Annotated in this window: 1 protein-coding gene; it reads right to left on the minus strand. The window is 36.1% G+C overall.

Annotated features, from left to right (window positions below):
* Positions 1-378 precede the first annotated feature (378 nt).
* Positions 379-601 (minus strand): MBL fold metallo-hydrolase RNA specificity domain-containing protein (locus R8O11_RS29400; protein ID WP_318195144.1); only part of this gene is annotated, 223 nt, incomplete at its 5' end.

The raw sequence follows: 601 nt of genomic DNA on the forward strand, positions 1-601 counted from the left end.
TTGGACAGTAGATATAAAGGCAAGCATTTGATTCACTTGCGGATAACTCGTCCAATGCTGATGTTATGCTGATAGAATTATGCTTAGTTAATTCAGAAGCTTCTCGTTCTTGAAGCGTGTCGCTCATACTGTCTGTCATAGGAATGGAATAAGTTGTTTTCGGCTAGCCAATTGCTTACAAGTCGGCGATTATAATTTAATTCGTATAGAAATTATATCCCTTAATCCAGAACATGCTTGTAACTTTGAGAATTTTCTTGAACCTGAGTCCTTACTTATGGCTTGTTTTTGAATCTTGACGTAACTATATCAATGAATTCGACAAACTATGTTTGCGATATATTATGTTGTCTCGAAATTAAATAATTATCTAATTCACTATAATACGCAGTTATATCCGAGGTTGATTAGTTGTTGATAAAGTGCTTTTTTCGAATCTTCCTCACCATGTATAAGGTGAACCTCCTTAGGAGGAGTGGGAATGGCAGTTACAAATTGTATTAAGTCGTTCATATCGGCATGTGCAGAGTAGCCTGACATCGTATGAATTTGAGCTTTCACTTTTACGCGTTTACCTTCAATCAATACACTTTCTGCTCCA

Source organism: Vibrio sp. 1288 (genome assembly GCF_033344475.1).